Source organism: Paracoccus sulfuroxidans (assembly GCF_007830335.1).
GTDB lineage: Bacteria > Pseudomonadota > Alphaproteobacteria > Rhodobacterales > Rhodobacteraceae > Paracoccus > Paracoccus sulfuroxidans.
In genome coordinates this window covers 58,579-82,788 of the sequence record NZ_VLKU01000013.1, presented here as the reverse complement: position 1 = coordinate 82,788, position 24,210 = coordinate 58,579, and the positions used below count along the sequence as shown (strand labels likewise).

At 64.3% G+C, this 24,210-nt stretch carries 32 protein-coding genes and 1 tRNA gene; 24 read left to right on the top strand and 9 right to left on the bottom strand.

What is annotated here, in order from left to right; translation table 11 throughout:
* Positions 1–12 precede the first annotated feature (12 nt).
* Complete coding sequence (locus IQ24_RS17615) at positions 13–222, bottom strand: hypothetical protein (protein ID WP_145399597.1); 210 nt, start codon at positions 220–222, stop codon at positions 13–15.
* 85 nt (positions 223–307) lie between these two features.
* Between IQ24_RS17615 and IQ24_RS17610 the strand changes: the two genes are divergently transcribed.
* The 11 genes from IQ24_RS17610 to IQ24_RS17560 all read left to right on the top strand — a co-directional run bounded on the left by IQ24_RS17610 (position 308) and on the right by IQ24_RS17560 (position 6,553).
* A complete protein-coding gene (locus IQ24_RS17610; protein WP_199756631.1) occupies positions 308–979 on the top strand; it encodes a S24 family peptidase in 672 nt (223 codons plus the stop codon).
* A gap of 112 nt (positions 980–1,091) precedes the next feature.
* Entirely contained in the window at positions 1,092–1,685 is a 594-nt protein-coding gene (locus IQ24_RS17605; RefSeq protein ID WP_145399596.1) for a type VI secretion system-associated protein TagO, read from the top strand.
* Between the two features lie 271 nt (positions 1,686–1,956).
* Entirely contained in the window at positions 1,957–2,196 is a 240-nt protein-coding gene (locus IQ24_RS17600) for a hypothetical protein (RefSeq protein ID WP_145399595.1), read from the top strand.
* Between the two features lie 20 nt (positions 2,197–2,216).
* Entirely contained in the window at positions 2,217–2,438 is a 222-nt protein-coding gene (locus IQ24_RS17595; RefSeq protein ID WP_145399594.1) for a hypothetical protein, read from the top strand.
* Between the two features lie 91 nt (positions 2,439–2,529).
* Positions 2,530–2,730 carry a hypothetical protein gene (locus IQ24_RS17590; RefSeq protein WP_145399593.1) on the top strand — a complete coding sequence of 67 codons (201 nt, stop codon included), beginning with the start codon at positions 2,530–2,532 and terminating at the stop codon, positions 2,728–2,730.
* On the top strand, positions 2,730–3,098 hold the full coding sequence (locus IQ24_RS17585; protein ID WP_145399592.1) for a hypothetical protein: 369 nt from the start codon (positions 2,730–2,732) through the stop codon (positions 3,096–3,098). Before IQ24_RS17590 ends, IQ24_RS17585 begins: the two co-directional genes overlap by 1 nt.
* 11 nt (positions 3,099–3,109) lie before the next feature.
* Positions 3,110–4,081: a DUF2303 family protein gene (locus IQ24_RS17580; protein WP_145399591.1), complete on the top strand. Its 972-nt coding sequence runs from the start codon at positions 3,110–3,112 to the stop codon at positions 4,079–4,081.
* Between the two features lie 65 nt (positions 4,082–4,146).
* Entirely contained in the window at positions 4,147–4,404 is a 258-nt protein-coding gene (locus IQ24_RS17575; protein ID WP_145399590.1) for a hypothetical protein, read from the top strand.
* Complete coding sequence (locus tag IQ24_RS17570; protein WP_145399589.1) at positions 4,401–4,628, top strand: helix-turn-helix domain-containing protein; 228 nt, start codon at positions 4,401–4,403, stop codon at positions 4,626–4,628. The genes IQ24_RS17575 and IQ24_RS17570 overlap by 4 nt, the downstream gene beginning before the upstream one ends.
* The gene (locus IQ24_RS17565; protein ID WP_145399588.1) at positions 4,625–5,311 is read left to right on the top strand and encodes a hypothetical protein; all 687 of its coding nucleotides are present in this window, start codon (positions 4,625–4,627) and stop codon (positions 5,309–5,311) included. Before IQ24_RS17570 ends, IQ24_RS17565 begins: the two co-directional genes overlap by 4 nt.
* A 168-nt stretch (positions 5,312–5,479) precedes the next feature.
* A complete protein-coding gene (locus IQ24_RS17560; protein ID WP_145399587.1) occupies positions 5,480–6,553 on the top strand; it encodes a tyrosine-type recombinase/integrase in 1,074 nt (357 codons plus the stop codon).
* Between the two features lie 41 nt (positions 6,554–6,594).
* Here the strand turns inward: IQ24_RS17560 and IQ24_RS17555 are convergent.
* From IQ24_RS17555 to pdxH, 4 genes are all read right to left on the bottom strand, one after another.
* Positions 6,595–6,671, bottom strand: a tRNA-Pro gene (locus IQ24_RS17555).
* Positions 6,672–6,753: 82 nt separating this feature from the next.
* Complete coding sequence (locus IQ24_RS17550) at positions 6,754–7,122, bottom strand: DUF192 domain-containing protein (RefSeq protein WP_338419482.1); 369 nt, start codon at positions 7,120–7,122, stop codon at positions 6,754–6,756.
* Between the two features lie 125 nt (positions 7,123–7,247).
* Positions 7,248–7,844, bottom strand: a complete 597-nt coding sequence (locus tag IQ24_RS17545; protein ID WP_145399585.1) for a cold-shock protein — start codon at positions 7,842–7,844, stop codon at positions 7,248–7,250.
* Positions 7,845–7,985: 141 nt separating this feature from the next.
* Positions 7,986–8,648 (bottom strand): pyridoxamine 5'-phosphate oxidase, encoded by a 663-nt coding sequence (pdxH, locus tag IQ24_RS17540; RefSeq protein ID WP_145399584.1) that lies wholly within the window; start codon positions 8,646–8,648, stop codon positions 7,986–7,988.
* Between the two features lie 82 nt (positions 8,649–8,730).
* On the opposite strand from pdxH, the gene fabI reads away from it, so the two are divergent.
* The 5 genes from fabI to IQ24_RS17515 all read left to right on the top strand — a co-directional run bounded on the left by fabI (position 8,731) and on the right by IQ24_RS17515 (position 11,629).
* Complete coding sequence (gene fabI / locus IQ24_RS17535) at positions 8,731–9,558, top strand: enoyl-ACP reductase FabI (protein WP_145399583.1); 828 nt, start codon at positions 8,731–8,733, stop codon at positions 9,556–9,558.
* Positions 9,559–9,568: 10 nt separating this feature from the next.
* The gene (locus IQ24_RS17530) at positions 9,569–10,171 is read left to right on the top strand and encodes a LysE family translocator (RefSeq protein WP_145399582.1); all 603 of its coding nucleotides are present in this window, start codon (positions 9,569–9,571) and stop codon (positions 10,169–10,171) included.
* A gap of 13 nt (positions 10,172–10,184) precedes the next feature.
* Positions 10,185–10,673, top strand: coding sequence for a xanthine phosphoribosyltransferase (gpt, locus tag IQ24_RS17525; RefSeq protein ID WP_145399581.1), 489 nt, complete (start codon positions 10,185–10,187; stop codon positions 10,671–10,673).
* Positions 10,670–11,146 (top strand): DUF2127 domain-containing protein, encoded by a 477-nt coding sequence (locus tag IQ24_RS17520; protein WP_158637560.1) that lies wholly within the window; start codon positions 10,670–10,672, stop codon positions 11,144–11,146. Before gpt ends, IQ24_RS17520 begins: the two co-directional genes overlap by 4 nt.
* A gap of 150 nt (positions 11,147–11,296) precedes the next feature.
* Complete coding sequence (locus tag IQ24_RS17515; RefSeq protein ID WP_145399579.1) at positions 11,297–11,629, top strand: COG4315 family predicted lipoprotein; 333 nt, start codon at positions 11,297–11,299, stop codon at positions 11,627–11,629.
* Between the two features lie 43 nt (positions 11,630–11,672).
* On the opposite strand, the gene trpE is transcribed toward IQ24_RS17515, so the two are convergent.
* From trpE to IQ24_RS20530, 4 genes are all read right to left on the bottom strand, one after another.
* Complete coding sequence (gene trpE, locus IQ24_RS17510) at positions 11,673–13,175, bottom strand: anthranilate synthase component I (protein ID WP_145399578.1); 1,503 nt, start codon at positions 13,173–13,175, stop codon at positions 11,673–11,675.
* Entirely contained in the window at positions 13,175–15,163 is a 1,989-nt protein-coding gene (locus IQ24_RS17505; protein WP_242008306.1) for a peptidylprolyl isomerase, read from the bottom strand. Before IQ24_RS17505 ends, trpE begins: the two co-directional genes overlap by 1 nt.
* Before the next feature lie 88 nt (positions 15,164–15,251).
* Complete coding sequence (locus IQ24_RS17500) at positions 15,252–16,427, bottom strand: aminotransferase (protein WP_145399577.1); 1,176 nt, start codon at positions 16,425–16,427, stop codon at positions 15,252–15,254.
* Between the two features lie 16 nt (positions 16,428–16,443).
* Positions 16,444–17,226: a hypothetical protein gene (locus IQ24_RS20530; protein ID WP_145399576.1), complete on the bottom strand. Its 783-nt coding sequence runs from the start codon at positions 17,224–17,226 to the stop codon at positions 16,444–16,446.
* Positions 17,227–17,349: 123 nt separating this feature from the next.
* On the opposite strand from IQ24_RS20530, the gene IQ24_RS17490 reads away from it, so the two are divergent.
* From IQ24_RS17490 to IQ24_RS17455, 8 genes are all read left to right on the top strand, one after another.
* The gene (locus tag IQ24_RS17490) at positions 17,350–17,943 is read left to right on the top strand and encodes an anthranilate synthase component II (RefSeq protein WP_145399575.1); all 594 of its coding nucleotides are present in this window, start codon (positions 17,350–17,352) and stop codon (positions 17,941–17,943) included.
* Positions 17,940–18,968 carry an anthranilate phosphoribosyltransferase gene (gene trpD / locus IQ24_RS17485; RefSeq protein WP_145399574.1) on the top strand — a complete coding sequence of 343 codons (1,029 nt, stop codon included), beginning with the start codon at positions 17,940–17,942 and terminating at the stop codon, positions 18,966–18,968. The genes IQ24_RS17490 and trpD overlap by 4 nt, the downstream gene beginning before the upstream one ends.
* A complete protein-coding gene (locus IQ24_RS17480; RefSeq protein ID WP_145399573.1) occupies positions 18,965–19,609 on the top strand; it encodes a uracil-DNA glycosylase in 645 nt (214 codons plus the stop codon). The genes trpD and IQ24_RS17480 overlap by 4 nt, the downstream gene beginning before the upstream one ends.
* Before the next feature lie 46 nt (positions 19,610–19,655).
* Complete coding sequence (gene trpC / locus IQ24_RS17475; RefSeq protein ID WP_145399572.1) at positions 19,656–20,447, top strand: indole-3-glycerol phosphate synthase TrpC; 792 nt, start codon at positions 19,656–19,658, stop codon at positions 20,445–20,447.
* Positions 20,444–20,917 carry a cyclic pyranopterin monophosphate synthase MoaC gene (gene moaC / locus IQ24_RS17470; RefSeq protein WP_145399571.1) on the top strand — a complete coding sequence of 158 codons (474 nt, stop codon included), beginning with the start codon at positions 20,444–20,446 and terminating at the stop codon, positions 20,915–20,917. Before trpC ends, moaC begins: the two co-directional genes overlap by 4 nt.
* Before the next feature lie 24 nt (positions 20,918–20,941).
* The gene (locus IQ24_RS17465) at positions 20,942–22,114 is read left to right on the top strand and encodes a molybdopterin molybdotransferase MoeA (RefSeq protein WP_145399570.1); all 1,173 of its coding nucleotides are present in this window, start codon (positions 20,942–20,944) and stop codon (positions 22,112–22,114) included.
* Positions 22,115–22,239: 125 nt separating this feature from the next.
* Positions 22,240–22,935 (top strand): transcriptional repressor LexA, encoded by a 696-nt coding sequence (gene lexA, locus IQ24_RS17460; protein WP_145399569.1) that lies wholly within the window; start codon positions 22,240–22,242, stop codon positions 22,933–22,935.
* A 118-nt stretch (positions 22,936–23,053) separates the two neighbouring features.
* Entirely contained in the window at positions 23,054–24,202 is a 1,149-nt protein-coding gene (locus IQ24_RS17455) for a D-alanyl-D-alanine carboxypeptidase family protein (protein WP_145399568.1), read from the top strand.
* Positions 24,203–24,210 lie beyond the last annotated feature (8 nt).

Here is a 24,210-nt window from a genome sequence, read left to right as displayed (position 1 = left end):
CGGGGCGAAGGCTCATGCTGCGTCCTCGGGAGTTTCGACGCAGGCGCTCGTGCGCATGTGCTGCCGCAATTTGTCAGCAATCAGCATGGTCGGGCTGGACTTACCATCCTTCCATTTTTGCCATTGGCCCCACGGCGCATTGATGGCCCTGCGCAGAAGGTTCTGCGGAGAGATGCCGCGTGCCGTGCAATAGGCTTCGATTTCAGCGACGAACTGTTCCATACGGCATTAATGGGGGTGTTTCCCCATCTCGTCAAGGGGAAACACCCCGATAGTCGCGTGCAGGAAAGTGGGGTAGTTTCCCCACATGCCTAAAGAACATCTAGATGCCTTTGCGCGCGGCTTAAAAATTATTCTTGAATCTGAGGGTCACAAGATGAAACCCCTGTCGATTGCAGCTGGCATGGGTGAGTCTGGCATACGAGACCTGTTTCGCTACGCATCCGCCCCTAAGGTTAGCAATGCGTACGCAATCGCACGCGAGCTATCGAGATCTGTAGATGAAATAATTGAGATCGGACTTTCGGGCCAAATCACCAAATTCCATCCGCCCCAATCGATAAGCATTGCAGGCCGAGTTGGTGCCGGCGCGCAGGTGCCCCTTGTTGATCACACTGCGGATGGCGGCCTATTTCAGGTCGCAGCACCAGCGCAATTGCTTCGGAATGGCACGGCCCGCGACTTTGGCGCCGTCGAGGTGGAGGGCGATTCGATGGCGCCGATGTATCAGCCTGGGGACATCCTCTTCTTTGCTCGACATACTCATGACGGCATCCCCGACGAGGATATCGGTCGCCCATGCATCGTCGAAGATGCTGACGGCATGGCTTGGGTCAAACAGGTCAAGCGCGGCGCGGAGCCGGGACTGTTCCACCTGATCAGCCTGAACCCTGACGCTGAGACCCGCCATAATGTGCGGATCAAATGGGCCGCTCGGGTGATGATGGTGCTTCCTGCTGAGATGGTGGAGAGGATTTGAAGTCGTGCCCGCAAGAAGAAGGTTCCCGATAGTGTGCGGGGATTAGGCGTATATATTGTATCGGAAAGTTGGTTCTGACAGTAGTAAAGTTCAAATTTTGCAGGAGCTTAATATGTGCAAAGCGGTGCTTACGGCTGGCTTTCTTATTGCAGCGGCGGGAACGGCTGCAGCGCAGGAAGAATGCGTCAAAATCACTGATCCGGATGATCGGCTTAATTGTTTTGATCAATCCTATAGGGCATCGGAAACGGTAGAGACCGAGAGCGAGTGGAAGGTTGAGATCGATAAATCGAAGCTTGACGACACAACGCAAGTCACGATGGCGCTCGAAAGCAACGAGCCTGTCCGGAAGCGGTTTGGAGGATCCGAAAAGGGATCTCTCCTGATCAGGTGCAAAGAGAACACGACTGCACTTTATATCCTATGGGCGGGCAACTTTATGGCAGACCTGCAGGGACGAGGCCGGGTTGACTACCGAGTCGACGACAGGGCCGCAAAAAGGGTGAATATGGACGAGTCCACAGACAACATGGCCCTCGGGCTATGGAACGGCGGAAAATCGATCCCATTCATCAAGGATATGTACGGGGCCTCAAGTCTATATGTTCGCGCAACCCCCTTTTCTGAATCCCCCGTGGAGATGACATTCAACGTCTCTGGCATTGAAGAAGCATCGAAGCCCCTGCGAGAGGCGTGCGGATGGTGATTGAGATGGTGGAGTGGCTCATGGAGACACCCACCCCTCTGGAGCAATAGACTTTCTGCATAGCAAAACAGTCGAAAAGGTCCTGCCGGCCCGCCCTAAGTGGCGGGCCTCTTACTTTCAGGACCCGGCACAAAGGCGGTGAGGCGCGGATCTCAGAACAGGGAATAGGAAAGACGAATCGCTTACACTGGGGGAATTCCCCCTTTCTGTATTTACATGGGGGATTTCCCCCAGTAGGGTGATCCCATCCCACCCCGGATGGAGCCCGCACATGCACCCTGCCCTCACCGTCACCGCAGCGCCCTCCGCCAGCCCGCGCCTGCTGATCAACATCATGGGGGCCGCGCTGCTGGCCATCTCGGCCATTGCCGCTGCGATCCTGCTGCTGGTGATCTGGCACATCCTGTCTGCAACGTTGAGCTGGTCTGAGGTCCGCGATTTCGTCGTCCCCACGGCCGCGCAAGCGCGGGACGGCGGCTGGGTCGCCATTTCAGAGCGCGCCGCACCATGAAACCGTCGCCGATCAACCTGATGGGTCAGGATTTCACCGCACAGCTGCCGACGCTGATGCAAGAAAATCTGACCATGCATGCCCTGCTGCGCCGGGTGCTGGCCGAGGTGCCCCAGATCGGCAACTCCAGCCTCGCCAGTGACATTCGCGCGGTGACAGCAGCGGCCCGGACCCGGCCACAAATTTCGCAGGCACAAAACCCAAACGCAAAAGCGCTCAGTACGACGCGCCTGTCCCGCTGAGCCGCACTGGCCCCCGGCTTCTGCTCGGGCCGGGGGCATTTTCTCAGATCCGCGCCCGGCGGCTCCGGGCAATCAGCAACAGGAACAGCCGATGAACCGCCTTCAGAAGTGGCTTCGCCATGATCACCTGCCACCGCATCTGGGTGCCGTCGTGCAGCCGATCCGTGCACTGGCGCATGAACTCGACATGGCGCTCAGCGAGGGGCCGGAGAAGACCGCAGGCATGCGCAAACTGATCGAGGCCAAGGATTGCTTCGTGCGTGCGCGCATCGAACAGGACGACGAGGCCTGATGATGGACACGCCCAACCCGCAAATGCGCAGCCTCGATCAGATGCTGTCGCTGGCCGATGCCGGGGACTATCTTCCGGATCTCCTGTCTCGGATCGAGGCCAACAACGTCGAAATGCGCAGCTTCGCGCAACAGTATTCGACCACCGCCAAAGGCAAGATCACCCTGACCATCGACGTCAAGGTCGATCCGTTCGGCGCCACCGAGATGGTGATCGACGACAAGATCGTCGGACCCAAGCCGCCCAAGCGCAAAGCCGTCGCCTGGATGACCGGAGACGGCGGCATCACCACCCATAACCCCGCGCAATCGCGCATGGAAATTCGTGACGCAGGCGGCGGGCGCCGCGAACTGCGCGCTGCAGACTGATGGAGCACTCTATGTCCGAAACACCCAAGAACATCGCTGAAACGCTGCTGGCCGAAATGCCCCGACTGGCCCAGGTGCAAACCATTTGCGATCCCGGCATTGACGGTCCCTACATCGTCGCCGTTCCCGATGGGCTGCGCGTCGAGGATCTGACCGCCAAGCATCGCGCCGTCGTCGAGGCGTTGAAGCCGCTTCAGCGCACCGGCAAAGCCATTCTGGCGGATCTTGAAAGCCTGATTGCATGGACCAATCGCTTCAAGGGGCACGAGACGGTGCTGTTTGGCCAGATCCATCCCGCGCCGAAGCTGATTTCCGTGATCGATTACCATGCCGAGGGCAGCGCGACCGTCGACGCCACGGCGGGCGATCCCACCGCCAACTATGGTCGCCATCGCGCTGTCTATGACTTCCCGGTCTCCGAACAATGGAAGCGCTGGATGGAGATCGATGGCAAGGCGCTCGATAAGGACATCTTTGGCGAATTCATCGAAGCCAATGCCGAGGACTTCCTTGATCCCACGCCCGCCCTTCTCGGGTCGCCCGGCGCCGAGGTGGAAATCTGGGAAAAGCGGATGATCGACATTGCCGCCAAAATCCAAGGGCGGTTTGGGCAATATGCCGCGATCAACTTACTGTCGCGTGAGCTGAAGATCCACGAAGTCGGGCATATCGAGGTCAAGACGAACCGCGATACCGGCGAAGCTCAGGTGCAGTTCCTGACCGAGCATCGCAGTCCGGACGGCACGCCTCTGACCCTGCCCAACCTGTTCATGATCGCCATTCCGGTCTTTGAGGAAGGGGCGCTCTACCGTCTGGCTGTCAGGTTCCGCTATCGCAAGGCGGGCTCGGACGTAAAGTTCATCGTCTCGATCTACAACCCGGACTCTGCGCTGCGCGACGCGGCGCGCGAAGCGATGGATCACGCCCGCGAGGCGACCGAACTCCCGCTGCTCATGGGTATTCCCGAAATCGGCGCGAACTGATGCTTCGGTGCCTGGCCCCGCGTGGGCCAGCATCCCAAGCACCAGCCACAAGCCTCGGAGCAAAGATGCAAATCAATGCCTCAATTACCCATCGCGGGATCACCATCCACGAGCACGATGTCCCGGGCGCGCGCTTCAGCTGGACCCACGAGGAAACGGGCTCAGCGGGGATCGCCCGGACAGCGGAGGAAGCCATCCGCCAGATCAGCGGGTTCTTTGGCCCTGATCCGGCCTGCCGCCTCTGCCAAGGTCATGGCACCGAGGATTGGGCGCTTCTCGCCTACGCCAGCTGCGCGAACTGCTTCCCGGAGGATGCGGCATGAAGGGTAACGATGCGCCGTACCTCCATCCGGTCGGGTCATCCAGCATGGCAGGTCATGAGATGTGGAAGATGCGCAAGCAGCTCGGCTTGACGGGCCGGGAGTTCGCCCGCGCCTTGGGTATGAGCCCCAATGGCTACAAGCGCATTCGCGAATGGGAAGCCGGGCGCAGGCCGATCCCGCGCAGCATGGCCGCGCGCGTCCATCGGCTGGAGGCGATGGCATGATGCGCGTGCTGATCGGCTGCGAAACCTCAGGCATCGCGCGGCGCGCCTTCGCTGCATTTGGGCATGACGTCTGGTCCTGCGACATCGAAGCTGCCGAGGATGGCAGCAACCGGCATATCCGGTGCGATATCCGCAATGGCATCCTGCAGGAGGGGTGGGACTTGCTGGCGGTCATGCATCCGCCCTGCACGCGCCTGTGCCGCTCCGGCCGCCGCTGGATGAGCGGACCCGGGAAATGGACGCACCCAAAGCGGCTGCCCAAGGGCCGCAGCTGGGAGGACATGCGCACCGAATTTGAGCTTGGCGTCAGCATCTTCACCACATGCTGGACGGCACCGATCGAGCGGGTCGCCATCGAGAACCCGGAAATGAATGATCTGGCGCGTGATCGCATGCCTGCTGACCTCCCCTCGCCGCATATGGTCCAGCCGCACTGGTTCGGTCATCCCGAATACAAGGCGACAGGCTGGTATCTGCGCGGCCTGCCCGCGCTGGCCGCAACGGATCAGCTGGTCGAGCCGGAACGCGGGACCGACGAGTGGAGGGCGTGGAACCGGGTCCACCGCATGTCGCCCGGCCCCGAACGCGCCCGGCTACGCAGCAGGTCCTATCCGGGGATGATGCGCGCTGCAGCAGCCCAATGGGGCGGCTATGCAATGGAAGAAGTCAGGAGGATCGGGTGATGGGTAGGCGCGCTCAGTTTACGGAAGCTATGGTCCGGCGTGCCGTTAAAGGCGCACGAGACGCCGATCCGCAATCGATAATTGAGGTAACGCCAGACGGGCTGATTCGCATCCTGCCACCGGAAGGACCAGCGAATCGGCAGGGCAACAAGGTAGACGAGTGGTTCGATGACCAGGATTAATCTGACCGGCGTGCACCGCGTCCGTATGAAGCTCGCTGACGGCACGAAGCGCGAGTACCACTATGCGTGGCGCGGAAAGGGTGCGCCGCGCTTCTGGTCATCTGAAAGCGACATCAAGGTTGGATCCGCCGATTATCTCGCCGCCCTCGCGGCCTGTGCGTCGAAAGGATCTGCTGCGAAAGGCAAGTTCAGAGAGGTCATCCTCGCGTTTCTCTCCAGTGCAGAGTTTGAAAAGTTGGCACCGCGCACCAAGAGCGACATGCGCGGTTCAATCAATCACGCGTCGAACGGCATCGACAAGAAGTTCGGTGACGCCCCTATCGCAGCCTTCAACGATCCGAGGATTCGGACAACGGCGCTGAAATGGCGGGATAGCATTGGCGGCAAGGTGGGCGATGACCGCATCCGGCACCTACAGCGTCTTGTAGGCTTCGGGCTGGATCGCCGCCTTCTGCAGGTCCACCAGCTGCGAGAGATAAAATCTATCTATCGCTCAAACAGATCCGAAATCTTCTGGCTTCCTGACGAAATCGAGACCTTCAAGCTGGGCGCACCAAAGCACGTGTGGCGCATTCTGGCCGTCGCTCTCGAGACTGGACTGCGCCCGGGTGATCTGTCTCTCTTGTCGAGGGAGCATATCCACCGGACGCCCCATGGTCATCGAATCGTCGTGTGGACCAAGAAGCGTCGGCGGCTGGCATCGATCCCGGTCACCCCCCGCATGGCCGAGCTCATCGCTGAGACACCTGAGCGACAGGAGCGCTTGATCGTCAACAAGGGCGGGCAGCCCTACAAGCATGAGAACTACCTGGGAGACGCCGTGTCGGAATGGCGGGACATCCTGAAGCTGCGCAAGGAACTGCGGCTTTATGACGCACGCGGGACAGCAGCAACCAGACTGCTGGATGCAGGGGCGGAACTCAAAGAGATCGCGACTCACATGGGCTGGTCGATCAAGCACGCCGCCGAGGTCATCGAACGCTATGTCGCCTTGTCGCCACGCATGACTGATGGCCTCGCAGCAAAGCTGGCCGAGGCCGAAAAGCGAACCAATCTGTAAAATGGAGTGTAAAATGGAGTGCCACAATCGGGCTGAAACCATGGTCGGGGCGAGAGGATTCGAACCTCCGGCCTACGGTACCCAAAACCGTCGCGCTACCAGGCTGCGCTACGCCCCGATCCAATGGCCTTCTAGCCGGTGGGGCGCAAAGGGGAAAGGACAATTTCGGCAGATTTCAACAGAATCAGCCCATTGTCCGATCAGCGGCACGGCTGTGCCGCCTGGGCCTGAGGCAGGGCCGGATGCGCCAGCGCCATTCCGGGGGTGATGCCAAGCCGCGCAGCGTCGCCTCCGGGGACCTCCAGAACCATCAGCCGCTTTGGCGAGGGATCGTTCGGGGCAGCGCCGGGAATCGAGGTCTCATCCAGCGGCTTCGCCATCGGGCTGACATGGCGGACAACGCCGGTCTGGTCGATGAAAATCAGATCCAGCGGGATCAGCGTGTTGCGCATCCAGAAGCTGACCTCTTGCGGCTCTTCATAGATGAACAGCATCCCCTGCCCTTGCGGCAGGTCGCGCCGGAACATCAGTCCCTGGGCGCGCTCGTCAGGTTGGTCAGCGATTTCCACGCTGACCTCCACCTGTTTTCCGTCCCCAAGCAGCAATGCTTTGTCGATCTGACAGGAAACCGGGGACATATTTGCGGCCGCGCTGCCCGTTGTAAGGGCCAGCATGACTACCGCAGCTTCAAATTTCATACCGCGCCCGCGACAAGCCGCAATTTATTGGCGGGCGCGGCCCCCCCCCCCGGAGTGGCGGCACGCATCTCGCCAGCGACCCTTTCCCAGGACATCACCTGAGCGGCCATCAGGCCACGGCGGCCGTCGACGACGCGAATCGCAATCGCCTCACCCACGGTCAGATCCGAAAAGCCCGAATGTCGCAGCACCTCGATATGCAGGAAAACGTCGCCCTTCTGGGCAAAGACGTTGGCAAAGCCGAAGCCCTTGGCCTTGTCGAACCATTTCACGCGGGCCGGCAACAGAGGCAGCAGGGCAATCTCTTCCGGAGTGGCCGCGCACAGATCCTCGATGGGAGGCATCGGCTCGGTCAGCGGCGGGTCGATCGACAGAATCTCGACCGCCTGCATCCCCCGCGGAGTCGCTTGCACCATGACATTGATACGGGCCCCGTCAGCGACAGACCCCTGCCCGAAATTGCGCAGCACATTCGCATGCAACAGAATGTCCGCACCGCCGTCGGGGTCGGTCAGAAAGCCGAAACCCTTCGCCACATCGAACCATTTCACGACGCCCGCGACCTTACGCTGTTGTCCGTCGTTGTCGATCATATCTCAACACTTCCCGTAACGAGAGTTCACCCAAAGTCCCCCGAGCATACGGCCAAATCGCCTGTTGTCACTTCAAAACTGAACTGAAAGGACGACCATAGGGTCAGGTTTTCCGCACCATGGATAAAACAACCGCCAGCATCAAGGACTAAGACGCGTCACGGTCCACAAACTTTGATTTTTTTGACGTGACGTTTCGGTAACTTGTTGATTTTCTGTCGGCTCACCTGCCCTTTTCCAGACAAATCTGTCGTGCAGGCGGAAGGCACCATCTGCCCAGAATTCAATCTGCGATGGAACAATACGGTACCCTCCCCAAAAAGGGGGACGTAAGGGATTCATCCCGTGGTTGTACCCCTGCCTTGCCGCCTCGGCGACCAGCCAGGCTCGGCTTTCCAAGGGCCGGCTTTGCGCCGACGCCCAGGCTCCGATGCGCGATTGCAGCGCGCGGGTCTTGTAATAGGCGTCAGAGACCTCGGCCTCGGTCCGTGTTACCCTGCCCCGCACCCGGATCTGCCTGCGCAGCGATTTCCAGTGCATCACGAAAGAGGCAACGCCGGTGGCCTCGATCTCGGTTCCCTTGGCGCTTTCATAATTGGTGAAAAAAACGAAGGCACCGGTCTCGCCCTGGCCCTCGATTTCCTTCAGCAGGACCATGCGCACATCGGGCAGCCCCTCTGCATCGACCGTGGCCAGCGCGATGGCATTGGGGTCGTTCGGCTCGGTCCGCACGGCCTCCTCCAGCCAGCTCCGCGCCAGGATGAACGGGTCATCCCCGGCAAAAATTCCGTTGCGGTCACTCACGATTGTCGTCCTCCGGACACTTGATGCCCCCTTGTACTTCGCCTAATCCTGCTGAAATCGAAAAAGCTCGAGGGACAGCAGCATGTCAAGTGAAGGCGGTATGGGGCTGATGAAGGGCCGTCGCGGTCTCATCATGGGGCTGGCGAACGACAAATCCATCGCCTGGGGAATCGCCAAGGCATTGGCCGACCAGGGGGCTGAACTGGCCTTCTCGTATCAGGGCGAGGCGCTCAAGCGTCGGGTCGAGCCGCTGGCGGCCGAGATCGGGTCGGATTTTCTGGCCGAGTGCGACGTGTCGGACGAGGCCTCGATCGACGCGCTCTTCGACAATATCCGCACGCGGTGGGACAGTCTGGATTTCGTGGTCCATGCCATCGGCTTTTCGGACAAGGATCAGCTGCGCGGTCGCTATGCCGACACCACGCGCGACAACTTCCTGATGACGATGGACATTTCGGTCTATTCGTTCACCGCCGTCGCGCGCCGTGCCGCCGCGATGATGCCCAATGGCGGTAGCATGCTGACCATGACCTATTACGGGGCCGAGCGCGTCATGCCGCATTACAACGTCATGGGCGTCGCCAAGGCCGCGCTTGAGGCGTCGGTGCGCTATCTGGCCGAGGATCTGGGCAAGGACGGCATCCGCGTGAACTCGATCAGCGCCGGGCCGATCAAGACGCTCGCCGCCTCGGGGATCGGCGATTTCCGCTATATCCTGAAATGGAACGAGCTGAACTCGCCCCTGCGCCGCAACGTCAGCCAGGATGAGGTCGGCAAATCGGCCCTTTACCTGCTGTCGGATCTGGGCTCGGGCGTCACCGGAGAGACGCATCACGTCGACTCGGGCTATCATATCGTGGGGATGAAGGCGGTCGACGCCCCTGACATCTCGACGACCAAGAAAGACTAGGCCCGTCCCGATGAGCGTCGAGCAATTCTTGGCGCTGTTTACGGCCCTGTCGCTGGCCATCCTGACGCCCGGCCCGGCCATCATCGCGGCCGTGCAGACGGCCTTCGCGCATGGCCGAGAGCGCGCCCTGCCCTATGCCCTCGGGCTGGCGGTGGGCGCTTCGCTTTGGTGCATCTTCGCGCTTCTGGGGCTGGCGGTCGTGTTCCGCCTGCACCCTGCGCTGTTTGCCGGGATGAAGATCTTTGGCGGGCTTTACCTTCTGTGGTTCGCCTGGGGCCTCTGGCGCGCCTCGACCCAGCCGCTGCCCGATCCGGCCAGCGGCACCACCAAGGGCTTCTGGGGCGGGATCGCCCTTAATCTTTCGAACCCCAAGCCCGCGCTTTTCTATGCCGCGCTGATCCTGTCGATCTTCCCCGAGAAGATGGGGGCGCCGCGCCAGCTTGTCATTTATTTCGTCTGCCTCGCGACCGAGCTTTTCTGGTATGCTCTGGTGGCCACGGCCATGTCGACCGGTCCAATGCGCTCGCGCTACTTCGCCGCGAAATTCTGGATCGACCGGGCGGCGGCGGCGGCCATGGCATTGCTGGGACTGCTGCTGATCATCAAACACTGAAAGGACCCCTCCGATGAACGACCGTTTGCCTCACGAAAAAGGCTTCCATGTCAGTTGGGACCAGATGCATCGTGATGCGCGGGCGCTGGCCTGGAGGCTGGATGGCAGGGACTGGAAAGCCGTTCTGGCGATCACCCGTGGCGGTCTGGTCCCGGCGATGATCGTCGCGCGCGAGCTGGACATCCGCACCATCGACACCATCTCGGTCAAGTCCTACCACAAGCAGGAACAGGGAGGCATCACAGTGCTGAAGGCCCCCGATCCGCAGGTCATGGGTGATGGCACCGGCATTCTGGTCGTCGACGATCTGGTCGATTCCGGCCGCACGCTGGAGCATGTCCGCAGCCTTTATCCCAAGGCGCATTTCGTCACCGTCTATGCCAAACCCAAGGGCAAGCCGATGGTGCAGGATTATGTGACCGAGGTCAGCCAGGACACCTGGATCTTCTTCCCTTGGGACATGGCGCTGCAATATGTCCAGCCCTACCGGGGCGAGGATTGAGCGCCAGGCATATCGAGGGCCGTCACGGCCCTCTGCACTGGCTGTTCGAATCGACCCTTCTGCTGAAAGCCGTGTTCGCAGCCCTTGAGGCTGTGGCCGGCCTTGGCCTTCGGCTGGTCCCGAATTCGCAGATCCACAAGCTGGCCGCGTGGCTTACCCATCGCGAGTTGATCGAGGACCCCGACGACCCGCTGTCGCTGCGCATCTCGCGCCTGATCGAAGGGTTCAGCGACGGCTCGCAGCATTTCTATGCCTTCTACCTGATGAGCCACGGGCTGATCAAACTGGTCATCGTGGTCCTGCTGATGCGCCGCATCGCCTTCGCCTATCCGCTGGGCATCGCGGTCTTTGCGGCCTTCGTGGTCTTTCAGACCGAGCGTTTCCTTGTCACCCATTCACCCTTCCTGCTGGCGCTGACGCTGCTTGATCTGGTCATCATCTATCTGACCTGGCGGGAATGGCGCGCGCGCTAGCCCGCCCCCTGCGCCCAAAGAAGTGATCGGGCCACGGACCGGTCAGGGTCTATAATGCACTCGGCCAACCCGACTCTCTCCGACAGGAGCACGCGGGGCAGAGCTGGCGGCACGATGACGACTGACAATCGTGCTCTGAGAGGAAACATCATGAAAACCGCGTTTGCGGGTATGTCCGCAGGCCTTCTGCTGCTGTCGCTGGGGACGACCTTTGCGCAGGCCGAAGGCATGACGCTTTACACCTTCGACAAGGACAGCGGCGGCACCTCAAGCTGCTATGACGATTGCGCCACCAACTGGCCGCCCTATATGGCCAAAGAGGGTGAGTCGCTGGGCGAAGGCTGGACCATGGTCGCGCGCACCGATGGCACGCAGCAATGGGCCTATGACGGCAAGCCCGTCTATTACTATGCAGGCGACAAGAAGCCCGGCGATGCCACGGGGGATGGCAAGGGCGGCGTCTGGCATATGCTGAAACAATGACGGCGCGGGCAAGGCGCACCGGCGCCCTGCCCTGCGTACCGCCTCAGTTCGATCCGCGCACGAAGCGCGCCGCCTCTTGCGCCGCGCGGCGCAGGGCATTGCTTTTGTTCACGGTTTCCTGGAACTCGGCCTCGGGGTCGCTGTCATAGACGACGCCCCCACCCGCCTGGATGTAAAGCGTGCCGTCCTTGACCACGCCGGTGCGCAGCGCGATGCACATGTCCATCTCGCCATTGGCGGCGAAATAGCCGACGCCGCCCGCATAGACGCCGCGCTTTTCGGGCTCCAGCTCGTCGATGATCTCCATAGCGCGAACCTTCGGCGCGCCCGAGACGGTGCCCGCAGGCATCCCCGCCAGCAGCGCGGAAAGCGCATCCTCGCCCTCGCGCAGCTGCCCCACGACGTTCGAGACGATGTGCATGACATGGCTGTAGCGTTCGACGATGAACTGCTCGGTCGGCGTCACGGTGCCCATCTTGGCGACCCGGCCCACATCGTTGCGGCCCAGATCCAGCAGCATCAGATGCTCGGCCAGTTCCTTCTGGTCGCCCAGCAGATCGGCCTCCAACGCCTTGTCCTCTTCGGGCGTCGCGCCACGGGGGCGGGTCCCGGCGATCGGGCGGACGGTCACCTCATCATTGCGCAGCCGCACGAGGATCTCGGGGCTGGCGCCGACGATCTGGAAGCCGCCGAAGTTCAGGAAGAACATGAAGGGCGAGGGGTTCGTGCGCCGCAGGCTGCGATAGAGCGCAAAGGGCGGCAGCGGGAAATCCATCGCCCAGCGTTGCGAGGGCACGACCTGGAAGATGTCGCCCGCACGGATGTATTCCTTGGCCTTCTCGACCGCCGCCAGATAGCCCTCGCGCGTGAAGTTCGAGCGGAGCTCGCCCACCTTCACATCCTGCGACAGCGCCCGCGATTCCTGCGGCATCCGGTCCAGCGCACGCAGCGCCTCCATCACCCGCTCGGCCGCCTGCGCGTAAGCCGCGCGGGCGGGCACGCCATCCTCATACCAGGCGGGGGCGCAGAGCGTCACCTCGCCCTTGACGCCATCCAGCACCGCCATCACCGAGGGGCGCAGCATCACCGCATCGGGCAGGCCCAGCGGATCGGGATTGATGTCGGGCAAACGCTCGACCAGACGGATCATGTCATAGCCCAGATAGCCGAACAGGCCCGCCGCGCCCGGAGGCACGTCTTCGGGCATGTCGATGCGGCTTTCGGCGATCAGCGCGCGCAGGCTGTCCAGCGCCGGACGCTCATCATCGACGAAATCGGTGGCATAGCGCGCGTGGCGGTTCAGCCGCGCCTTACCGTCGCGGCATTCCCAGATCAGGTCGGGCTTCATGCCGACGAAGGAATAGCGTCCCCGAACCTCGCCCCCGGTCACGCTTTCCAGCATGAAGCTGTTGGGCTGCGCCTCGGCCAGCTTCAGCATCAGGCTGACGGGCGTGTCCAGATCGGCGGCCAGCCGGATCCGGACCAGCTGGTTGCGGCCCTCGGCCCAGCCCTGCTCGAACTCGGAAAATTCGGGGACAAGCTCCATCACTGAACCCGTGCATTGACCGCGTCGATGGCGGTCTGGTTGATCGTGGCCTTGCGGTCCGTCTGGATCGCGCGGGTGTAATAGTTCAGCAGGTCCTGACGCATCGCATCGCTCAGGCGGCTTTCGACGCCCTGCCGCACGATCTGCGCATCGGCGCCGTCGGTGGTTGCGGCCGTGACCTTTTCCAGCGTCACGAGGAAGACGCGGCCCTCGGTATCTACCACCTCGACATCGCCGGGTGCGGCGATCTCGAAGGCCTGATTGACCAGATCCTGCGGTGCACCGCGCACCAGCCCGCCGCGTGCGACGTTCTTGGCCTCATTGCCCTGCGGCGCGGTCTGGGTGGTGGCGGGAGTCTCGGCCGAGGCCGCCTCGGGCGCGTTCGCCACGGGATGGCCGCCTGCCGCGGGGCCGACAGCCGCTCCGGTCGCGGGGGTCTCGGTCGCCGGAGTTTCAGCGGCCGCACCCTCATCCTCGGCCTCGGGCGTCGCGGTCTTCATCCGACGCTCATCGGCCAGCGCCAGAAGCTGGCGGTGGGTTTCGTTCTGGACCCAATCCTCGGCCACGCGGTCGCGGACCTCGGCGAAGGGGATCAGATGCGGGGCCACGATCTCTTTCAGCTCCAGCGCGAAGATGCCGCCGTCGCCCAGTTCGAAGATCTCGGGGAAATCGGTCTCGGTCACGCTTTCCGCATGTTCGCGGAAGGCGGGATAGGTGCCGATGCTGCCCGGGCCCGGCTCGACATCCGCCGACCAGTCGATCTGGCCGAATTCCATCGGGGTCTGGTCAGCCAGTTCCTGCAGCGTCGCGCCCCCGGCCAGCTGGTCGGCGAAATCGCGGCTTTGATCGTCAATCGTGCGGCGCGCGCGGTCCAGCGCGGCCTCGACCCGCAGATCGGGGCTGGCCTGTTCGAAGGTGACGTTCACCGGCTCGAGGATGGCGTTCATCGAAAACAGCGCCGATCCCAGCGGCGTATCGGCAGGTCCGGCGATCCCCGGCTGGGTCAGCGCGAAGACGGCATCACCCGCAGCACCCAGTTCAGCCTGGCTGACCTCGCCCAGATCGATGTCGTTCAGCGTCAGGCCACGTTCGGCGGCCAGTTGTTCGAAATCGACCTCGCCGGCGTCCAGACGCTTGCGGGCCTCGGCTGCGGCTTCGGAGCTGGGAAAGACCAGACGCTCGACCATGCGGCGCTCGGGCTGCTGGAATTCGTCGATGCGCGACTGGTAAAGATCGCGCAGCGCCTGTTCATCCACCTCGACCGAGTTTTCCAGCATCTCGGGCGTCAGCCAGACGAAATCGATCTTGCGGACCTCGGGCGCGGTGAAACGGTCGGCATTGGCCTGATGCCAGGCCTCCAGCGTCGGCTGGTCGGGCTCGACCACGGCCACCGGCAGATCGGCGGCGGTCAGTTCCGTCCAGCGGATGTCGCGCGTCTCAAGCAGCCAGTTGACGGTCAGGTCGGTCATCGTGGCAGGCGCCTTGACGCCGCCCACGGCTGCACGCTCCAGGATGGTGCGGGCGATGTCCATGCGCAGGTCATGCTCGAATTCGGCGGGGCGCATGCCCTCGCGGCGCAGGGTGTCGTTATAGACGTCGCGGCTGAATTTGCCGTCCATGCCGCGGAAGGCCTGAACCTGCAGAAGCTGCTTGCCGACCGCATCGTCTCCGACCGAGATGCCCAGCCGGTTCGCCTCATCCTCAAGGGCGGCGGTGGCGAAAAGTTCGGCCACGGCGGCCTGTTGCAGGCCAAAGCTCTGCGCTTCGGCGGCGGTCAGGTTGCGTCCGGTGCGGGCGGCGAAATCCTGCATCTGGCGCTGCATGGTGCGGGTATATTGCTGATCCGAGATCTCGACGTCACCGACCGAGCCGATGCTGGAGCTGCCGCCGGTGAAATTGGTCACGCCGAAGCCGCCCAGCCCGAGGATCAGCAGACCCATCAGCAGCCATACGATGGTTGATTTGCCCTTGGTCCGCAATCTGCTCATGTCCCTGCCCGTCCTTGCCTTTTGTTGCAGTCTTTAGGGTGCACGGCCCCCTTCGGCAAGACTGCGCTGGTCACATTGCGTCCAGTCCTCAGCCCTGAAAACGGGCCAGCCGGTCGATCAATGCGCCGATCCCTGCCGCGTCGACATTCGCAAAGGCGATGCGCAGGTGCCGTTCGGCCTCGCTGTCGCCCTCGGGCATGAACATGGTTCCGGGCAGCATCAGGACGCCCGCCCCTTCGACCAGCCGCCGCGCAATCTGGTCCGACGGTGCCGCAAACGGGTGTTCGACCCAAGCGAAATAGGCGCCGCAGCATTTCAGCGTCCAGCCCGGCAGCCGCTCCATCCCGGCGATCATCGCGGCGCGGCGGCCAAGGATCTCGTCCCGCTCGGCGGCAAGCCACTGGCGCAGGTTCGCCATGCCCCAGGCCGCGCCGATCTGGCCCAGCTGGCCGGTGCAGATCGCGACGGTATCAAGGAATTTCTCGACCTCGATCATCCGCGCCTCGCTGGCGACCAGCGCGCCCACGCGATGCCCGGTCAGCCGATAGGCTTTCGAGAAAGAGTAAAGCTGGATCAGCGTATCGCCCCAGTCGGGATCGGAAAACAGATCATGCGGCGCGCCCTGACGGCTGTCGAAGTCGCGATAGGTCTCATCCAGAATCAGCGCGATCCCGGCCTCGCGGGCAAGGTCACGGAAGGCCGCCAGAATGCCCGCCGGATATTCCGCGCCCGTCGGGTTGTTGGGCGTCACCAGCACGATCGCGCGGGTGCGCGGCGTGATCAGCGCGCGGGCGTCCTCGGGTGAGGGGATCATGCCGGGGCCGCATTGCAGCGGCACGGTCGTCACCCCCTGCATGTCCAGCCACATGCGATGGTTGAAATACCAGGGTGCGGGCAGGATCACCTCATCCCCCGCCCCGGCCAGCGTCGCGATGGCCGCGCAGAAGGCCTGATTGCAGCCTTGGGTGATCGCCACCTGCGCGGGGCTGACGGGCGCGCCATAGGCCTGCGTCCATTCGGCCGCGACCGCTTCGCGCAGGTCCGTCCGGCCCAGCACCGGCCCGTAAAGATGCGCATCGGCCCGCTCCAGCGAGGCCTCGGCAATGGCGCGGCGCAGCGCCTCGGGCGGGGGATCGACGGGGGCGGCTTGGCTCACGTTGATCAGCGGGCGCTCGGGCGGGAAGGTCACGCCCTCCAGCCAGCGGCGCGCCTCCATCACGGGCGGCCGGAAGGTCGAGGCGATGGCAGGGTTCAACGGCAGCATGGCAGGTCCGAAAAGCTCAGTTGCGTTCAAGAAGGCGAAGATCGCGCAGATCCGGGGGCGTCGAGAGGTCCAGCCCCGGTGCAGGCAATGCAGGCGTGGCCGGGGACGCGGGTTCCTCGGGCGTGACGACCGGAGCCGGTGACTGCGGTGCAGGCTCCGGGGTCTCAGGGACGTCAGGCTCCGGGGCGGGCTGTTCAGGCGCGACGGCGGGGGCAGCCGGGGCCTCAGGCGTCTCCTCCGGCTCTGCGTCAGGCGCGGGCGCGGTGTCGGCGGGCTCCGGCGTGCTGACCGCAGGCCGCTCGGCGGCTTCAGTGTCGCGCGGACGGGGCTCAGCCGGTGCGGGGCTGCCCGGCACGCGGTCCAGTCCCGGCACCTCGACCCGGCCCGGCGGGGCGACGGGGATCGGCGCGGGCGGCGCAGGGATCGCGGGCAGGTCGATGGTGTCGGGCTGCGGCGGCTCGATCGCGGGGGCACTGGGCGCATCAACCCGCGTCTCGGGGCGCGGATCGTTGTCGCCGCCCTGCTGCGGCGCGGTCTCATCGGGGGGCAGAACCACGGCGGGCGCATCGCCCACCGCATTCACCCGCGCCGGTGCCAGCTCAGCCGGAGCGACCGGCGCCTCATCAACCCCGCGCGCGAATTCCGAGCCTGCGGGAACCTCCATCGCATCGACCGTGGGGTCGGTCGCCGTGGGCTCGGCAGGCGGGCGCGCCACGGGCATCGACAGCGACAGCGCGACCAGCCCTGCCCCGCAGATGACCGCGCCCACTCCGAACCCCGCCGCGAATCCCCTTGCCATGTCGTGATTCCGTCCTCAGCGAAGTGGTTTTTCTTGCGCCACGGTCTTGACCCTCCGCAGTGCTTGGGCACATCTATAGCCGCAGATTTTCCGGGGTTCACCCCCCCAAAGCAAGGCCCCGCCATGATCCTGCTTATCGACAATTACGACAGCTTCACCTGGAACCTCGTGCATTATTTCGGCGAGGCCGGGGCAGATGTCGTGGTGCGCCGCAATGATGCGCTCAGCGTGGACGAGGCTCTGGCGATGGGCGCGCAAGGGATCGTGATCTCTCCGGGCCCCTGCGATCCGGCACAGGCGGGCATCATCGTACCCCTGATCCGGAAGGTGGCCGAGGTGGGTCTGCCGCTGTTCGGCGTCTGTCTGGGCCATCAGGCCATCGGCGAGGCGTTCGGCGGCAAGGTCGTGCGCGCGGGCCGCATCGTGCATGGCAAGACCGACAGCATCACCCATGACGGCACCGGGGTCTTTGCCGACCTGCCCTCGCCTCTGACGGCCACGCGCTATCACTCGCTGGCGGTCGAGCCCGAGACGCTGCCCGACTGCCTGCGCGTCACCGCGACCGCGCCTGACGGCACGATCATGGGCATGGTCCACCGCACCCTTCCCATCGAGGGCGTGCAGTTCCACCCCGAATCCATCGCATCGGAATATGGCCACGACATGATCCGCAACTTCCTGCGCCGCTGCGCAAACCTGACGGATCACGCTGCATGAGCACGCCCAATGACATCCGCGCCCTGATCGCCGCCGCCGTCAGCCGCCCGCTGACCGGGGCCGAGGCCGAGCAGGCCTTCGACACCCTCTTCGAAGGTCAGGCCACCCCCGCCCAGATCGGCGGGCTTCTGATGACGCTGCGCGTGCGCGGCGAAACCGTCGAGGAAATGGCCGCCGCCACCCGCGCCATGCGCAAGCGCATGAACGGCATCACCGCGCCCGAGGGTGCCATCGACATCGTCGGCACCGGCGGCGACGGCAAGGGCACGCTGAACATCTCGACCGCCTCCGCGCTGGTCGTCGCAGGCGCGGGCGTGCCCGTAGCCAAGCATGGCAACCGCAATCTGTCGTCCAAGTCAGGCTCCGCCGATGCGCTGACGCATCTGGGCATCAACGTCATGTCGACGCCCGAGATCGCGCAAGCCGCGCTCAGCGACACCGGCATCTGCTTCATGATGGCCCCGGTCCACCATCCCGCCATGCGCCACGTAGGCCCCCCCCGGGCCGAGCTGGGGACGCGCACCATCTTCAACCTGCTGGGCCCGATGACCAACCCCGCCGGGGTTCGCCGCCAGTTGACCGGCACCTTCGACCGCGTCTGGAACCGCCCCATGGCCGAGACTCTGCGCGAGCTTGGGTCCGAGGTCGCATGGCTGGTCCACGGCAGCGACGGCACCGATGAGCTGTCGATTGCAGGCGTCAGCTGGGTCGCCGAATTGCGCGATGGTGAGGTTACGGAATTCGAGGTCTTGCCCGAGGATGCCGGGCTTCCGGTCCACCCGTTCGAGGCGATCATCGGCGGCGATCCCGCGCATAACGCGGCCGCCCTGCGCGCCATTCTTGCGGGTGAGCGCAACGCCTATCGCGACGCGGTGCTGCTGAACTCGGCCGCCGCGCTGCTGATCGCGGGCAAGGCCTCCGATCTGCGCGCCGGGGCCGAAATGGCCGCCGCCTCCATCGATTCCGGCGCGGCTCAGGCCAAGCTTGACGCATTGGCGGCGCATACCGGCGCGCCCGAGGCATGATCCCGCCCGAAGGCTGGGCGGATCTGGACTTCTTCCGCAGCGACTGGCCCGCGATCCGCGACCGTCTGGAAGGGCTCGACTGGCTGCCCGGCCCCGCCCATGTCTTTGCCGCCCTGTCGCTGACCCCGCCCGAGGCCGCCCGCGTGGTGATCCTTGGGCAGGACCCCTATCCGACGCCCGGCCATGCCAACGGGCTGGCCTTCTCGGTCACGCCGCAGACGGCGCTGCCGCGCTCGCTAGCGAACATCTATCGCGAGATGGATGAGGATCTGGGCGCAAGGCCCCGGAATGGCGATCTTTCCCATTGGGCGCGGCAGGGGGTGCTGCTGCTCAACACCGCACTCAGCGTGCCACCCGGACAGGCGGGCGCGCATGCCAAATGGGGCTGGGACCGGCTGGCGCGGCAGGTCATCCGCAAGGCGCATGACCTGCGTCCGCTGGCCTTCGTCCTCTGGGGCGCGCATGCGCAAAAGGCCGTGGCGGGCATCCCCGACCAAAAAGATCTGGTGATTGCGACCGCCCATCCCTCGCCCCTGTCGGCCCGGCGCGGGTTCTTCGGCTCGCGCCCCTTCAGCCGCGTGAACGACTGGCTGAGCGCACGGGGCGAGGCCCCCATCGACTGGACCGGGCCCAAAGGCTGATCCCTGCCCCCTTTCTTTGCGCGGGGCGGCGCGCTAAACCATCGGCATGGATATTCTTGACCGCATCAAAGCCTACAAGCTTGACGAAATCGCCGCCGCCAAGGCTGCCCGCCCGCTCTCAGAAGTCGAGGCGCAGGCCCGTGCGGCGGATGCCCCGCGCGGCTTTGCTGCGGCCCTGAGCCGCAAGGCCGCGACCGGTCACGCGCTGATTGCCGAAATCAAGAAGGCCAGCCCCTCGAAAGGGCTGATCCGCCCGGATTTCGACCCGCCCTCGCTGGCGCAGGCCTATGAGCAGGGCGGCGCCGCCTGCCTTTCGGTCCTGACCGATACGCCCAGCTTTCAGGGCGCGCCGGAATTCCTGACCGCCGCCCGCACCGCCTGCAATCTGCCCGCGCTGCGCAAGGACTTCATGTATGACACCTATCAGGTGGCCGAGGCCCGCGCCTGGGGGGCCGATTGCATCCTGATCATCATGGCCTCAGTCGAGGACGCACAGGCCGCCGAGCTTGAAGATGCCGCCTTCCATTGGGGGATGGACGTCCTCCTTGAGGTGCATGACCGCAGCGAGCTGGACCGCGCCCTGCGGCTGAAATCTCCGCTGCTGGGGGTGAACAACCGCAATCTCAAGACCTTCGAGATCACCCTTGAGACAACGCGCCAGCTGGCCCCGCATGTCCCCGAAGATCGCGATCTGGTCTGCGAAAGCGGCCTTTTCACGCCCGAAGACCTGGACAGCATGGCCAGCATCGGCGCGAAACGCTTCCTGATCGGCGAAAGCCTGATGCGCCAACAGGATGTGGCGGGCGCGACGCGGCAGATTCTGGGCCTCGCGGCATGACGCTGACCCATTTCGATGCGCAGGGTCAGGCCCATATGGTCGATGTCTCGGACAAGCCCGAGACCGCGCGCGAGGCCGTGGCCGAAGGGCTGGTCTTCATGGCACCCGAAACGCTGGCGCTGGCGATCGGCGGCGCGGCCAAGGGTGACGTTCTGGGCGTGGCCCGGCTGGCGGGGATCATGGGGGCCAAGCACACCTCGGACCTGATCCCGCTCTGCCATCCGCTGCCGATCACCAAGGTCTCGGTCGAGCTTGAGGCCGACCCCGCCCTGCCCGGCATCCGCGTCACCGCGACCGTGCGCACCGCTGGCAAGACCGGGGTCGAAATGGAGGCGCTGACCGCCGTCTCGACTGCCTGCCTGACGGTCTATGACATGCTGAAGGCGGCGCAAAAGGACATGCGGATCGAGGGCATCCGCCTTCTGTCGAAAACCGGCGGCAAATCGGGCGAGTTTCGCGCCGCCCCCTGATCCGCCCCTTTGAAAGGCCATGCGATGATCACTGTCGATGAAGCGCGCGCGCTGGTTCTGGCGCTGGCCGGTCCCGTGCAGACCGAAGAGATCGCCATCGAGGACGGGCTGGGCCGCGTCATGGCCGCCCCCGCGACGGCGCGCCTGACGCAGCCGCCGTTCAACGCCTCGGCGATGGATGGCTATGCCGTGCGCTCGGGCGATCTGCCGGGCCCGCTGACGGTCATCGGCACGGCGGCCGCAGGCGCTCCCTGGACCGGCTCGGCCGCGCCCGGAACGGCGGTGCGCATCTTCACCGGCGCGCCGGTTCCTGCGGGCTACGATCAGGTGGTGATTCAGGAAATCGTCACCCGTGAGGGCGATCAGATCACCGTCGCGCCTGCCGGGAACAACCTGAACATCCGTCTGCAAGGCAATGATTTTGCGGAAGGTCAGGCGTTTCAGCCGCAGCGCCGGTTGCGCGCCTCGGATCTCGCGCTGCTGGCCGCGATGAACGTGCCCCGGATCACCGTCGCGCGTCGCCCGACCGTCGCCGTCATGGCCGGAGGGGATGAGTTGGTTCGCCCCGGAGAGACGCCCGGCCCGGGGCAGATCATCTGCTCGAACGACATCGCGATTGCCGCGCTGGCCCGCGAATGCGGTGCCGATGCCCGCATCCTGCCCATCGCCCGCGACACCGAGGAAAGCCTGCGCGATCGCTTCAACGCGGCCTCGGATGCCGATCTGATCGTGACCATTGGCGGCGCTTCGGTCGGCGACCATGATCTGGTCGGACGCGTCGCCTCGGAACTTGGGATGGCGCGCAGTTTCTACCGGCTGGCGATGCGCCCGGGAAAGCCTTTGATGGCAGGTCGGCTGATGACGTCCGCGATGCTGGGCCTGCCGGGAAATCCGGTCTCTGCCATCACTTGCGCCAAGCTTTTCATGCAGCCGCTGCTTCTGGCCATGCAGGGCCTGCCCACGCCGTTCCATCTTGAGGACGCCATCCTTGCCCGCGACCTGCCGCCCGAGGGCGACCGCCAGCACTATCTGCGCGCCGCCTTGACCGAGGCCGCGCCGCTGCCCCGTCTGGACCCGTTCCCCGATCAGGACTCGGCCCGCCTGTGGCTGCTGGCCGAGGCTGATGCCTTGTTGATGCGCCCCGCCCATGACCCCGCCCGCAAGGCCGGAGAAACGGTGAAGTTCATCCGGCTCTGACACGCGCCCCGGACCGCTAACCCTTCGTTTACCCGAATCAGCTTATTGATTGACGCAAAGGCTTGACCGGGCTAGAACATTCAAGGAACATGACGGTGCTTGCAGCAAGATCCGGGGACGTACACATGCTGACGAAGAAACAGATCCAGCTTCTTGAGTTCATTCAGGCGCGCATGGCGCGTGATGGGGTGCCGCCCTCCTTCGATGAAATGAAGCTCGCGCTTGATCTGCGCTCCAAATCCGGCATCCACCGGCTTGTGACCGCGCTGGAAGAACGCGGCTTCATCCGTCGCCTGCCCCATCGTGCCCGCGCGCTGGAGATCCTGCGCCTGCCCGATACGCTGGCCAAAGGCACGAATTTCCAGCCGAAAGTCATCGAGGGCGGTCAACGCCCCCCCGCGCCCCTGCCCCGTGGCGCGATGGAGGTTTCGGCCTCGGCGGTCGAACTGCCGGTCATGGGACGCATCGCAGCCGGTGTCCCGATCGAGGCGATCTCGGAAGTCTCGCATCACATCGCCGTCCCCAGCACCATGCTGGGCGGGAAAGAGCATCACTACGCCCTTGAGGTCAAAGGGGATTCCATGATCGACGCGGGCATCAACGACGGCGACGTGGTGGTGATCCGCGAACAGATCACCGCGGACAATGGCGACATCATCGTGGCGCTTGTCGAAGGACATGAGGCGACGCTGAAGCGCTATCGACGCAAGGGCGCGATGATCGCGCTGGAAGCCGCGAACCCCGCCTATGAAACCCGCGTGCTGCCCGAGGAAAAGGTGCGCGTTCAGGGCCGCCTTGTGGGGCTGATCCGCAGCTACTGACGAGGGCTGCGACCGGCATGGCCACGCGTTCACATCTCGGCAAATTGGCCCGCGCGGCGTTGCGGGTAGGGCTTTGCTGCGATAACGATAAGAGAACCCGCAAGTTTCAGGGATTTCGATGCGCGCGCTGACCTTCCGAATTTTCGCCTTCCTGACCCTTCTGGCCCTTCCGGCGAAGGCATTCGACACCAATGCGACCGCCGCCTGGGTCTATGACGTGGCGACGGGCACTGTCCTCATGGAGAAAAACGCGGATGAGGCTCTGCCGCCCGCCTCCATGTCGAAGCTGATGACGGTTTATATGCTGTTCGAGGCGCTGAAAGAGGGCCGCGTCCAGATGGACACCCGCCTGCCCGTGTCGACCAAGGCGCGGCAGATGCAGGGCTCGACCATGTTCCTTAACGAAACCGACCGCCCCACGGTCGAAGAGTTGATCAAGGGCATTGTCGTCCTTTCGGGCAATGACGCCTGCGTCGTGGTGGCCGAAGGGCTTTCGGGCACGGAAGAGGCCTTCTCGCGTCAGATGACCGAACGCGGGCAGGCGCTTGGCCTGACGCATTCGGTCTTCAAGAACGCGTCGGGCTGGCCCGATCCGGGACATCAGATGACGGCGCGCGATCTGGGCGTGCTGGCACAGCATCTGATTGCCGATTTCCCCGAATTCTACCATTTTTTCTCGCTGGAAGAGTTCCGCTATGGCGACCGCGCGCCCTCGAACCGCCACAACCGCAACCCGCTGCTGCAACTCGGGATCGGCGCCGACGGCCTGAAAACCGGACACACGGCCGAGGCTGGCTTTGGCCTTGTCGGCTCCGCCATGCAGGGAGACCGTCGCGTCATTTTCGTCGTCATGGGCCTCGCCAGCGACAAGGCCCGCGCCGAAGAGGCCGAGCGGATCGTGAACTGGGCCTTCCGCCAGTTCACCATGCGCACCATCGTCCCGCAGGGTGAGGCAGTCGCGCAGGCTCCGGTCTGGCTTGGCAAGCAAGGGCGCGTGGCGCTGACCACGCGCGACGGCGTCCGCGTGCTCATTCCGGCGGGCGCGCAATCGGGTGTCAAGGCCGAGGCGGTGTTCTCGGGTCCCATTCCCGCCCCGATCACGGCAGGTGACCGGCTGGGCGAATTGATCATCACCATTCCCGGCACCGGCGAGTCGCGCATGCCGCTGTTTGCGATGACCGATGTCGAGAAAAGCGGCATTCTGGGTCGCCTGCAAAGCGCCGCCATGCGGCTGGGCCAACGCGCTCTCAATGCGGCTGGCACCTGAGAACGCCC

Excerpts from the sequence above, each read along its gene's own strand:
- IQ24_RS17615 (WP_145399597.1), bottom strand. The coding sequence starts at position 222 with ATGGAACAGTTCGTCGCTGAAATCGAAGCCTATTGCACGGCACGCGGC.
- IQ24_RS17610 (WP_199756631.1), top strand. The coding sequence starts at position 308 with ATGCCTAAAGAACATCTAGATGCCTTTGCGCGCGGCTTAAAAATTATT.
- IQ24_RS17605 (WP_145399596.1), top strand. The coding sequence starts at position 1,092 with ATGTGCAAAGCGGTGCTTACGGCTGGCTTTCTTATTGCAGCGGCGGGA.
- IQ24_RS17600 (WP_145399595.1), top strand. The coding sequence starts at position 1,957 with ATGCACCCTGCCCTCACCGTCACCGCAGCGCCCTCCGCCAGCCCGCGC.
- IQ24_RS17595 (WP_145399594.1), top strand. The coding sequence starts at position 2,217 with ATGGGTCAGGATTTCACCGCACAGCTGCCGACGCTGATGCAAGAAAAT.
- IQ24_RS17590 (WP_145399593.1), top strand. The coding sequence starts at position 2,530 with ATGAACCGCCTTCAGAAGTGGCTTCGCCATGATCACCTGCCACCGCAT.
- IQ24_RS17585 (WP_145399592.1), top strand. The coding sequence starts at position 2,730 with ATGATGGACACGCCCAACCCGCAAATGCGCAGCCTCGATCAGATGCTG.
- IQ24_RS17580 (WP_145399591.1), top strand. The coding sequence starts at position 3,110 with ATGTCCGAAACACCCAAGAACATCGCTGAAACGCTGCTGGCCGAAATG.
- IQ24_RS17575 (WP_145399590.1), top strand. The coding sequence starts at position 4,147 with ATGCAAATCAATGCCTCAATTACCCATCGCGGGATCACCATCCACGAG.
- IQ24_RS17570 (WP_145399589.1), top strand. The coding sequence starts at position 4,401 with ATGAAGGGTAACGATGCGCCGTACCTCCATCCGGTCGGGTCATCCAGC.
- IQ24_RS17565 (WP_145399588.1), top strand. The coding sequence starts at position 4,625 with ATGATGCGCGTGCTGATCGGCTGCGAAACCTCAGGCATCGCGCGGCGC.
- IQ24_RS17560 (WP_145399587.1), top strand. The coding sequence starts at position 5,480 with ATGACCAGGATTAATCTGACCGGCGTGCACCGCGTCCGTATGAAGCTC.
- IQ24_RS17545 (WP_145399585.1), bottom strand. The coding sequence starts at position 7,844 with ATGATCGACAACGACGGACAACAGCGTAAGGTCGCGGGCGTCGTGAAA.
- fabI (WP_145399583.1), top strand. The coding sequence starts at position 8,731 with ATGTCAAGTGAAGGCGGTATGGGGCTGATGAAGGGCCGTCGCGGTCTC.
- IQ24_RS17530 (WP_145399582.1), top strand. The coding sequence starts at position 9,569 with ATGAGCGTCGAGCAATTCTTGGCGCTGTTTACGGCCCTGTCGCTGGCC.
- gpt (WP_145399581.1), top strand. The coding sequence starts at position 10,185 with ATGAACGACCGTTTGCCTCACGAAAAAGGCTTCCATGTCAGTTGGGAC.
- IQ24_RS17515 (WP_145399579.1), top strand. The coding sequence starts at position 11,297 with ATGAAAACCGCGTTTGCGGGTATGTCCGCAGGCCTTCTGCTGCTGTCG.
- trpE (WP_145399578.1), bottom strand. The coding sequence starts at position 13,175 with ATGGAGCTTGTCCCCGAATTTTCCGAGTTCGAGCAGGGCTGGGCCGAG.
- IQ24_RS17505 (WP_242008306.1), bottom strand. The coding sequence starts at position 15,163 with ATGAGCAGATTGCGGACCAAGGGCAAATCAACCATCGTATGGCTGCTG.
- IQ24_RS17500 (WP_145399577.1), bottom strand. The coding sequence starts at position 16,427 with ATGCTGCCGTTGAACCCTGCCATCGCCTCGACCTTCCGGCCGCCCGTG.
- IQ24_RS20530 (WP_145399576.1), bottom strand. The coding sequence starts at position 17,226 with ATGGCAAGGGGATTCGCGGCGGGGTTCGGAGTGGGCGCGGTCATCTGC.
- IQ24_RS17490 (WP_145399575.1), top strand. The coding sequence starts at position 17,350 with ATGATCCTGCTTATCGACAATTACGACAGCTTCACCTGGAACCTCGTG.
- trpD (WP_145399574.1), top strand. The coding sequence starts at position 17,940 with ATGAGCACGCCCAATGACATCCGCGCCCTGATCGCCGCCGCCGTCAGC.
- IQ24_RS17480 (WP_145399573.1), top strand. The coding sequence starts at position 18,965 with ATGATCCCGCCCGAAGGCTGGGCGGATCTGGACTTCTTCCGCAGCGAC.
- trpC (WP_145399572.1), top strand. The coding sequence starts at position 19,656 with ATGGATATTCTTGACCGCATCAAAGCCTACAAGCTTGACGAAATCGCC.
- moaC (WP_145399571.1), top strand. The coding sequence starts at position 20,444 with ATGACGCTGACCCATTTCGATGCGCAGGGTCAGGCCCATATGGTCGAT.
- IQ24_RS17465 (WP_145399570.1), top strand. The coding sequence starts at position 20,942 with ATGATCACTGTCGATGAAGCGCGCGCGCTGGTTCTGGCGCTGGCCGGT.
- lexA (WP_145399569.1), top strand. The coding sequence starts at position 22,240 with ATGCTGACGAAGAAACAGATCCAGCTTCTTGAGTTCATTCAGGCGCGC.
- IQ24_RS17455 (WP_145399568.1), top strand. The coding sequence starts at position 23,054 with ATGCGCGCGCTGACCTTCCGAATTTTCGCCTTCCTGACCCTTCTGGCC.